Below are 9744 nucleotides of genomic sequence, written 5' to 3'. Positions count from 1 at the left end.
CCCCAGTCCCATCAGGTCCAGCATCTCCGCCTGGCTCGAAAGATCCCGGACGCTCCGCGTCACCAAGCCCGCGTCCGGGCTGTTCAAAACAATGAACTGCGACGGGTGAAACGAAAGACGGATCCCGAGCGCCTTCGCCTTCGCGCCGATGGCGGCCAGCTCCGCCGCGCTCTCGCGGACCATCGAATGAAACTGCGGCATGTCGGGATGGGTCGCGTAGGGCGCGATGTCCGAGGACATACGATAGAGCCCGACATCGTTCTCCGCGCAGTAGTCCAGAATCTGATCGATGTAGCCCAGCGACACCTTGAGATGCGGGTTGTTCGCCGGACGCCGCGCGTCGTTGCTCTTCAGGTCCGGCCTACCCATCACCTTGACCGGAAAACCCAGTCTCGAAATTCGTTGGCTCATGCGTCTGCCTATCATCCCCTGGTTATGGGGGGACGCCGGGAGCAGCCCTCAGGTTCCCTGACAGGCCTGCCGAGGTTGATGCGCTGCGGCCACAGGCGAACCTTTGAGCCGCCGGATACAAGAATCATGACTTGAAGAGTCATGTATTCCTTGGGATGCAGGGCGAGCCATCCCGTCATCTGGAAATCGCCCGTGCGCCCCTCGCCCCGCCTGCTCCTGTCTACCGCCGCGATCGCCCTTGGTCTCGGGCATTCCGCCAACGCCCAGACGGCGACCGTCGAACTCGACACGGTCGTGGTCGAGGGATCGGGCACGGGAGGCGAGCGAATCTCCGGATCGCAGGCGGCGGGGACCGCGCCGGTCGAAGGCTACGTCGCGCGCGCGACAACCACGGGCTCCAAGACCTCGACGCCGCTCGCCGAACTGCCGCAATCGGTTTCCGTCATCGGGCGCGAGGAGTTCGAGGACCGGGGCGCGCAGAAGGTGGACGAGGCGCTGCGCTATACGGCGGGCGTCTTCACCCAGCCCTTCGGGTTCGATTCCGACACCGACTGGTTCTACATCCGCGGCTTCGACGCCACCCAGACCGGCGTCTATCTCGACGGCCTCAACCTCTACCAGTACGGCTTTGCCGGTTTCTCGATCGATCCGTTCCTGCTCGAACGCGTCGAGGTCCTGCGCGGCCCCGCATCGGTCCTCTACGGCGGCTCGAACCCCGGCGGCATCGTCAACCAGATCTCGAAGCGCGCGACGGGCGAGCGGCTCCGCTATGTCGAGGGATCGCTCACCGACGATCCGAACGGCTCCTTCGCCTTCGACATGGGCGACAAGCTCGGCGCCGAGGACGGGCCGTGGAGCATCCGCGTCCTCGGGCGCGTGAAGGGCGGCGAGACGCAGACCGACTATGCCGACAACTTTCGCGGCATGATCGCACCGATGGTGGCCTACGAGCCGGACGCTGAGACGCGGCTCGATCTCTACGGTTTCTTCCAGTACGACAACCTGCGCCACACCAACGGCTTCTTCCCCTATGAGGGCACCGTTGTCGATGCCCCGTTCGGTCGCATTCCGCGCGACCTGTTCTATGGCGAACCCGACGTCGACACGTTCGTCGGCCGCCAGACCCTCCTCGGCTACGAGTTCGAGAAGGAGGCGAGGGACGGCCTCACCCTGCGCTCGAAGACGCGCTATGCGCGCACGAGCCGCGAGGAGTTTGGACCCTACACGTTCGGCTTCTACGATCCGGCGAGCGGTACCGGTTTTCTGCCCGAGCCCGTCGATGCCGACTCGATCCTCGGGCGTCTGAATTTCGCGCACGACACCACGGCCGACCAGCTGACGACCGACAACTCGGCGACGATGGCGTTCGCGACGGGCGAGGTGGATCACACGCTTCTCGCCGGCCTCGACTACAAGCACTACCGGATCGACCAGGTGCAGGCGTCGGGTTCAGCCTCGCCGCTCGATCCGATCCGCCCGCGCTACGGTACGCCGCTGCCGCCGCTCTTCGCCCCCTATATCGACGAGACAATCACGCTCGACCAGCTCGGCTTCTACGCGCAGGAGCAGGCCAAGATCGGCGGCGTCATCGCGACGCTGAACGGGCGCTACGACCGGGTCTGGATCGACCGCGACGACCGCCTCGGCGCGGATGCGGACTACGGCGGCAACGAGGGCGCGCTGTCGGGGCGCGCGGGTCTCGCCTACGAGTTCGACAACGGCATCACCCCCTACGTTTCGGTCGCCACCTTCTTCAATCCGCAGATCGGCACCGCGGGTGACGGACGGCCGGTGGAGAACCAGAAGGGCGAGCAGTACGAGGCGGGCGTGAAGTACGACCCGACCTTCTTCGACGGAACGTTCACCGCGTCCGTGTTCGACCTGACCCGCCGCAACGTGGTTCAGACCGATCCCCTGACCTTCCTGCCCGTTCCGATCGGCGAGGTGCAGTCGCGCGGCGTCGAACTGGAGGCCAAGGCCAACCTCACCGAAAACTGGAAGCTGACGGCGGCCGTCACCGCGCTCGACCTCGAGATCACCGACGACGTCGACCCGGCCCTCGTCGGCAACCAGCCGTTCCTGATCCCGGACGTGACCGCCTCGGCCTGGGCCGACTACACGGTGACGAGCGGCTCCCTCGAAGGGCTCTCGGCGGGCCTCGGCCTTCGCTATGTCGGCGAGTCCTATGCAGACAACCAGAACACGCTGACCGTGCCCGACGCGACGCTGGTGGACGCGGCGATCCGCTACGAGCGGAACGACCGCGGCCTGTCGCTAAACGTCAACAACCTCTTCGACAAGCGCTACGTGTCGGGTTGCCAGGGCGCGCTGACCTGCGCCTACGGCCAGGGCCGCGAGTTCGTCCTCAAGGCGCACATGAACTGGTAGGCGAGGCCATCGCCATCGGCCGTCGAAGGCCCGGACGCCGTCGGGGCGTCCGGGCCTTCTTCGTCTCGGACTTGTCTCAATCGCCGGGATGGATGTCGGCGCGCACTGCGGGATCGACCGCGGTCTCGCGGGTCCGCACCCGGTTCTCCCGCCACCAGATGTAGAGGCCGCTCGCGACCAGCACGGCGGTACCCGCGATCGTCGCCCCATGCAGGGGATCGCCGAAGAGCGCGACGCTGACGCCGGCGGCCACCAGGACCTGCGTGTAGAGGAACGGGGAGAGCAGCGAGGCGGAGGCGTAGCGGAAGGCCGAGACCAAGAGGAAATGCCCGACCGTGCCGAGGAGGCCGATCGCCAGGAGGAGCGCCATCGTCGCGGCGTCCGGCGTCTGCCAGACGGGGATGACGACGGCCGACATCACCACGGCGCCGAAGGCCGTGGTGTTGAACTGCGTCGAGGCGGCGTCCTCGCGGCCTGCCAGGCGGCGGGTCAGAATGAGGTAGATCGCGTTGAGGACCGCTGCGGCCAGCACCAGGAAGAGGGCCGGGTGGAAGCTGCCGATGCCCGGCCGCAGGATCAGGAGCATGCCGCAGAAGCCGGCCAGCACCGCCGCGATGCGATGGAGACCGATCCGCTCGCCGAGCAGCGCGACGGACAGGACGGTCACCATGATCGGGCTGAAGAAGAGCACGGCGGTGGCGTCCGCCAGCGGCACGCGCGACAGGGCCTCGTACATCAGGAAGGTGCAGGCGAGGAGGAGAAGGCCGCGCGTCAGCTGCAGGACGGGGTGGGAGGTGCGCAGGAAGCGCGTTCCGGTGGTCGCCCCGAGCCAGGCGGTCATCACCACGGTCTGCACGACATAGCGGCCCCAGATCACCTGCATCACCGGCAGGAGGGTCGAGAGATGCTTGCCGAGCGAATCCATGCCCGCAAACAGCGCTCCCGCCACGATGGTGAGGAGGATGCCGGTGAGAAGCGGGTTGGCACGGGTCACGAAGCGGCTCCGTCGTCTCGGGAACGCGCGCCGGGGAAGGGCGCGTGCCGGCGCGGCAAAGGCGCGTCGTGCCATGGCCTTTAACGTGACATGGGCTGCGGGGAAAGCGCCGTGCCCGCCCGATCCCGGCGCCGGACATCCAGCCGGGGGCGGTCGCCGCGCGGCGCGCTGCCGAGCCCGGTTGGGTCGGGCAGGCCGAGCCGTGTCCGGGCGAGCGCCTCAGCCGCCGCCGGTCGCGCGGCGGATCACGGCGAGGAACAGGTCGCCATAGGCCTCGCGCTTGGCCTCGCCGACGCCCGGCACCGCGAGGAAGCTTTCGTCGTCGTGCGGGCAGCGCTCGGCCATGGCGCGCAAGGTCGCGTCGGAGAAAACGACGTAGGCAGGCACCGACTTTTCGCGGGCGATGCGCGCGCGCTCGCCGCGCAGCGCCTGGAAGATCGCGGCCCCCTCCTCGTCCATCCCCTCCGTGACATGGCCGGTGCGCTGGAGCCGCGTCGCCTTGCGCCGCCGGTCGCGGCGCAGCACCACGCGGCGCTCGCCGCGAAACACCGGCCGCGCGTCTTCGGTCAGGACCAGGGCACCGAAGGCGGCGTGGTCGACGGTGAGGAGCCCCTGTGCCACGAGCTGGCGGGCGATCGACTGCCAGGTGCGCGGCTCGACGCCCTTGCCGGCCCCGAAGACGGGAATGGCGTCGTGACCGGCCCGCTTTACCTTGTCGGTCTCCTTGCCGGTCAGAACCTCGATGACGTGGCCGAGCCCGTAGCGCTCGCCCGTGCGGTAGACGGCGGCCATCAGCTTGATCGCGTCCTCGCTGCCGTCGAAGGTCTCGACCGGCACGAGGCAGGTGTCGCAGTTGTTGCAGCCACCCGGATGGCTTTCGCCGAAATGCGACAGGATCGCCTGGCGCCGGCAACCCGCGGTCTCGCAGATGCCGAGAAGCGCATCGAGCTTGGCGCGCTCGACGCGCTTGATCTGCTCCTCCGCGCCGCCCTCGTCGATCATCCGGCGGCGCTGCACGACGTCCTGCATGCCGTAGGCCATCCAGACCTCGGAGGGCTGGCCGTCGCGGCCGGCGCGGCCCGTCTCCTGGTAGTAGGCCTCGACCGAGGAGGGCAGGTCGAGATGGGCGACGAAGCGCACGTCCGGCTTGTCGATGCCCATGCCGAAGGCGACCGTGGCGACAAGGCAGACGCCCTCCTCCTTGAGGAAGGCGTCCTGGTTCGCGTCCTTCACGCGCCCCTCCATGCCGGCATGATAGGGCAAGGCGCGAATGCCTTGCCCGTTCAGCCATTCGGCCGTCTCCTCCACCTTGCGGCGGGACAGGCAGTAGACGATGCCCGAGGCGCCGCGATGATCCTCGAGGAAGGCGAGGAGCTGGCGTCGCGGCTCGTCGCGCTCGACGATGGCGTAGCGGATGTTCGGCCGGTCGAACGAGGTGGAGAAGACCGGCGCGTGCTCGAGGCGCAGGCGCTCGACAATGTCGCGGCGCGTCGCGGGATCGGCCGTGGCGGTGAGGGCGATGCGCGGCACGGCCGGGTAGTCGTCGGCGAGCGTCTCCAGCGCCCGGTATTCGGGCCGGAAGTCGTGGCCCCAGGCGCTGACGCAATGCGCCTCGTCGATCGCGAACAGCGCGATCTCGATGCGCGAGAGCGCCTGCCGGAAGCCGGGCGTCACGATGCGCTCAGGGGTCACGTAGAGGAGGTCGAGGCGACCGGCCATCAGCTCGCGCCGGACCTCGGTACGCTCCTCCTCGGTCAGTGAGGAGTTGAGGGCAGCCGCCCGCACGCCCACCTCGGTCAGCGCCTGCACCTGGTCGCGCATCAGCGCGATCAGCGGCGAAACGACGATCGCGGTGCCCCGCCGGCAGAGCGCGGGGATCTGGTAGCACAGCGACTTGCCGGCGCCGGTGGGAAACAGCACCACGGCGTCGCCGCCGCCGACGACATGGCTAATGACCTCGCCCTGACGGCCGCGGAAGTCGGCATGGCCGAAGACACGGGCCAGCGCCTCGCGTGGGCTCGGAAGGCCGTTGTCGAAGAGGGCGCGGGTCGGGGCCGCGCCGGCCTGGGGAAGATTCATGCGGACGGGTCTTGCCTCAAAGGGTCGCCAGCCCGGTCCGGAACCGGTGGGCGTTGGCCACATAGCGCTCGGCCGACTGGCGCAGGCCCTCGATCGCGGCGGCGTCGAGCGCGCGCACGACCTTGGCCGGGGCGCCGACGATCAGCGATCCGTCCGGAAAGTCCTTGCCCTCGGTGACGAGCGCCCCGGCGCCGACGAGGCAGTTGGCGCCGATCCGCGCGCCGTTCAGGACCGTCGCGCCCATGCCGATCAGCGTGTTGTCGCCGACCGTGCAGCCATGGACGATCGCCTGATGGCCGACCGTGCAGCCCTCGCCGATCTCGAGCGGGAAGCCGGGATCGGCATGCAGCACGGCGCCGTCCTGGATGTTGGTGCGCGCGCCGATCCGGATCGGTGCCACGTCCCCGCGGATCACCGCGTTGAACCAGATGCCGACCTCGTCGCCGAGCACGACGTCGCCGACTACCTGCGCGCCGGGGGCGACGAAGGCCGTGTCGGGAATGGCGGGGGCGACGTCGTCGAGGGCGTGAACGGGCATGGCGGTCCGGGATCGGATGGGATGGCGTCCAAGATAGGCCGTGCGCTCGCCCGGCGCGAGCCCCGCGCGGCGGTTTTCAAAGCGTCGCACCGGGCCTGCGGCACTCCGCCTTGGCCTGCAGGGAACAGAAAATTGACGTTAACGTAAGCGGCTGGAGTTTCGCTTTGCGAAGTCCTGCGCTAGCCTCACGCGAAAAAGGGGAGGATCGACGCATGCCAAGGCCCTGGCTCGCCCATTATCCGGCAGGCATTCCGCACGAGACCGGTCCGCTGCCGTTCGAGAGCATCGCCGGGCTTCTGGAGGACGCCTTCCGGACCCATGCCGGCAAGCCTGCCTTCCGCTTCATGGGCGCGGCGATGACCTATGCCGAGCTCGACCGCGCCTCGGCGCGGTTCGCGGGCTATCTTCAGTCGATCGGCCTCCAGCCCGGCGACCGCGTCGCGCTGATGATGCCGAACGTCTTCCAGTATCCGGTGGCGTTGGCCGGCGTGCTGCGCGCGGGCATGGTGGTGGTCAACACCAACCCCCTCTACACGCCGCGCGAGCTCGCGCACCAGCTGACGGATTCGGGTGCCCGCGCGATCGTGATCCTCGAAAACATGGCCAAGACCCTGGAGGCCTGCCGGGGCCAGGTGCCGGTCGAGCATGTCGTGGTGACCGGCGTCGGCGACATGCTGCCGGGCCTCAAGGGTCACATCGTCAACCTCGTGCTGCGCCACGTGAAGAAGGCGGTGCCGGCCTACAGCCTGCCGGGCGCGATCCGCTGGAAGGCCGCGCTGAAGACCGCCTCGGGCTTCCGGCCGGCGCCGCGCGGGGCGGAGGACCCGGCGGTCCTGCAATACACCGGCGGCACCACGGGCGTCGCCAAGGGCGCGGTGCTGACGAACCGCAACATCGTCGCGAACGTCGTGCAGTCCCGGCTCTGGCATCAGCCGGTGCTCGACGCCATCCCGGCGGACGAGCAGCCGATGACGGTCTGTGCCCTGCCGCTCTATCATATCTTCGGTTTCACCGTGAACATGATGCTGTCGCTGCACACCGGCGGCTGCAATCTCCTGATCCCCAACCCGCGCGACATTCCCGCCCTCCTGAAGGAGCTGATGGCGCACCGCTTCCATCTCTTTCCGGCGGTCAACACGCTGTTCGGGGCGATCGCGCGCCATCCCGACGTCGCCTCGGTCGACTGGACCCACCTGCGCCTGTCGGTCGGCGGCGGCATGGCGGTGCAGAAGGCGACGGCCGATCTCTGGAAGAGCGTGACGGGCTGCGCGATCTGCGAGGGCTACGGCCTGTCGGAAACCTCGCCCGTTGCCTGCGCCAACCCGGTCCTGACGCGCGACTACTCCGGCATGATCGGCATGCCGGTTCCCGGCACCGAGGTCGCGATCCTCGATGACGACGGCGCCGAGCTGCCGATCGGCGAGCGCGGCGAGGTCGCGATCCGCGGGCCGCAGGTGATGCAGGGCTACTGGCAGCGCCCGGACGAGACCGCGCGCGTCTTCACCACTGAGCGCTTCTTCCGCTCCGGCGACATCGGCATCATGGACGAGCGCGGCTGGGTGAAGATCGTCGACCGGAAGAAGGACATGATCAACGTCTCCGGCTTCAACGTCTATCCCAACGAGGTCGAGGACGTCGTCACCCGCATGCCGGGCGTCGCCGAGGCGGCCGCGATCGGCGTGCCGGACGAGACCTCCGGCGAGGCGGTGAAGCTCTTCGTCGTGAGGACGACGGCCGACGTCGACGAGGCGGCCGTGAAGGCGTGGTGCCGCGAGAACCTGACCGGCTACAAGCGGCCGCGCGACGTCGAGTTCCGCGACGAACTGCCCAAGACCAACGTCGGCAAGGTGCTGCGCCGCATGCTGCGGGACTGACCTTCGCCTCGGACCGCAGGGCGTCGCGCCGCTTGCATCGCGCACCGTTCGCGATAGTCTGGCGGGATGGAGGACATGCCCGGCTCGCGGCCCCCGCTTGCGAGAGCCCTGTCGTCTTTTTGTCAAAAACTCGCCCGATGGGGGTTTTCACGCCGGTCGGTTTCGCTTATATCGACCTCACCGCAGGCGGCCAGGCCGCTTCGGCAATGGCGCGGGGTGGAGCAGCCCGGTAGCTCGTCAGGCTCATAACCTGAAGGTCGCAAGTTCAAATCTTGCCCCCGCAACCAAAAATAGCCCGTCGGATCAGTCACTTAGACATGGTTCGGCGGGTTTTTTCGTGCGCCTACGTTGAGTTATGTCCAGTCACGGTAGGTTCGTTGGATCACAATGGGTTACCCATAAGATCACTGTGGCTCCCGCTCACTGACGGTGAGTCCACGGCACACGAATGACACATGCGATCACGGGCTGAAGGGTTACGGCCGCGCCGCCAGCTTCTTTGAATCTTTAGTTAGGTATCACGCCGTCGAAGCCGGCGCGCTAGGACAAACCGTCGGCGCTCTGCGACCGGTACGGATTGTCGTGCCGGCAGTAGCCGCAGTGGGCAGCGTGCGCGCCTTCCATACGGACCATCTCGTCGCGGGTCAGACCGCGGCCCCGACGACCGATATTGAACGACCTCGTTTCCTCATCGAACAGGACAGCCTGCATCGGGCTCATGATATCCTCCAGATTTCGCGACCGAAGGTTCTAACGCGAAGCTGTCGTCAAGCTTGAGCGACCAGACTTGAAGGGCTGGTCGAATGGTGGCCGCGACCTAGACGCGACCGTAGGACTGAATGCGGAAACGAGTTGGGTGATGAAGCCAGTCAAAAGCAAGCGACGAGCCGTTCGCTTCCTTTGTGAGCTGCTGGGTTACGGCATTGACGCTAGGTACAACCGCCCCTCTAAGACCTTCGCATGCGGTTCTAGAACCGCCTACACTCCTCTCATCTCCTCAGTGATCGAATGCCCGCTGAGCTCGTCTCTATCGATTTCCAACCGAGATATCGAGTTCCTGTGAGGTTTGTTTCTAGAGCGTCCGTTCAGCAATTGGACTAGCGAGCTAACGATGTCGTTTGGAACGACAGATTAGGCGGTGTCTTATCCCGCTACCTTTTGGAGGAAGCACTATGCCCAACCCAACCAGCACTAGCGCGCTGCCGGACATGCAAAAGCTTGGTGACGATCACGGTACGCCTGGCAATCAGGAGCGTCCCATGACGGAGGACGAGAAGCTTGAGAAGGCTCTCGAGGATAGCTTCCCAACTTCGGATCCAATCCAACCGAGCCATATCGATGGACCAAATAACTAACCGGAGTGCGCGGCGACAAACAGGATGAGACTGGGCGTCAATCAGGATGAGACGGACGGCGCGGGCCGCATCGTAGGGAGGGCGTAGCCCGACCGGAGGTGTGGC

6 protein-coding genes, 1 tRNA gene and 1 pseudogene are annotated in these 9744 nt (G+C 67.3%); 3 read left to right on the top strand and 5 right to left on the bottom strand.

The annotated features are described in order from the left end of the window. Window positions 1-411: pseudogene (locus tag ASF65_RS12120) on the bottom strand (UV DNA damage repair endonuclease UvsE); the annotation flags it as partial. 192 nt (window positions 412-603) lie between these two features. Here ASF65_RS12120 and ASF65_RS12115 point away from each other — a divergent pair. Then, window positions 604-2799 (top strand): TonB-dependent siderophore receptor, encoded by a 2196-nt coding sequence (locus tag ASF65_RS12115; protein WP_244486644.1) that lies wholly within the window; start codon window positions 604-606, stop codon window positions 2797-2799. A 76-nt stretch (window positions 2800-2875) separates the two neighbouring features. Here the strand turns inward: ASF65_RS12115 and ASF65_RS12110 are convergent, their stop codons facing one another. From ASF65_RS12110 to ASF65_RS12100, 3 genes are all read right to left on the bottom strand, one after another. After that, window positions 2876-3793 carry a DMT family transporter gene (locus tag ASF65_RS12110; RefSeq protein ID WP_055889487.1) on the bottom strand — a complete coding sequence of 306 codons (918 nt, stop codon included), beginning with the start codon at window positions 3791-3793 and terminating at the stop codon, window positions 2876-2878. A gap of 219 nt (window positions 3794-4012) precedes the next feature. Continuing rightward, window positions 4013-5872 carry a DNA helicase RecQ gene (gene recQ, locus ASF65_RS12105; RefSeq protein ID WP_055889485.1) on the bottom strand — a complete coding sequence of 620 codons (1860 nt, stop codon included), beginning with the start codon at window positions 5870-5872 and terminating at the stop codon, window positions 4013-4015. A 16-nt stretch (window positions 5873-5888) separates the two neighbouring features. Continuing rightward, a complete protein-coding gene (locus ASF65_RS12100) occupies window positions 5889-6410 on the bottom strand; it encodes a gamma carbonic anhydrase family protein (protein ID WP_055889482.1) in 522 nt (173 codons plus the stop codon). A gap of 212 nt (window positions 6411-6622) precedes the next feature. Between ASF65_RS12100 and ASF65_RS12095 the strand changes: the two genes are divergently transcribed. Beyond that, window positions 6623-8284, top strand: a complete 1662-nt coding sequence (locus tag ASF65_RS12095) for an AMP-binding protein (RefSeq protein WP_055889480.1) — start codon at window positions 6623-6625, stop codon at window positions 8282-8284. Window positions 8285-8494: 210 nt separating this feature from the next. Continuing rightward, a tRNA-Met gene (locus ASF65_RS12090) sits at window positions 8495-8571 on the top strand. A 253-nt stretch (window positions 8572-8824) separates the two neighbouring features. Here the strand turns inward: ASF65_RS12090 and ASF65_RS21445 are convergent. Continuing rightward, window positions 8825-9004 (bottom strand): hypothetical protein, encoded by a 180-nt coding sequence (locus tag ASF65_RS21445; RefSeq protein WP_156369291.1) that lies wholly within the window; start codon window positions 9002-9004, stop codon window positions 8825-8827. Window positions 9005-9744 lie beyond the last annotated feature (740 nt).

It is taken from the genome of Aureimonas sp. Leaf324 (assembly GCF_001423245.1).
Classification (GTDB): Bacteria; Pseudomonadota; Alphaproteobacteria; order Rhizobiales; family Rhizobiaceae; genus Aureimonas.
The sequence above is the reverse complement of the archived record's forward strand: the minus strand, read 5'-3'. Positions and strand labels throughout refer to the sequence as shown.

What these genes read in the sequence shown, in the direction of transcription:
- recQ (WP_055889485.1), bottom strand. Translation starts at nt 5,872, where the DNA reads ATGAATCTTCCCCAGGCCGGCGCGGCCCCGACCCGCGCCCTCTTCGAC.
- ASF65_RS12100 (WP_055889482.1), bottom strand. Translation starts at nt 6,410, where the DNA reads ATGCCCGTTCACGCCCTCGACGACGTCGCCCCCGCCATTCCCGACACG.
- ASF65_RS12095 (WP_055889480.1), top strand. Translation starts at nt 6,623, where the DNA reads ATGCCAAGGCCCTGGCTCGCCCATTATCCGGCAGGCATTCCGCACGAG.
- ASF65_RS21445 (WP_156369291.1), bottom strand. Translation starts at nt 9,004, where the DNA reads ATGAGCCCGATGCAGGCTGTCCTGTTCGATGAGGAAACGAGGTCGTTC.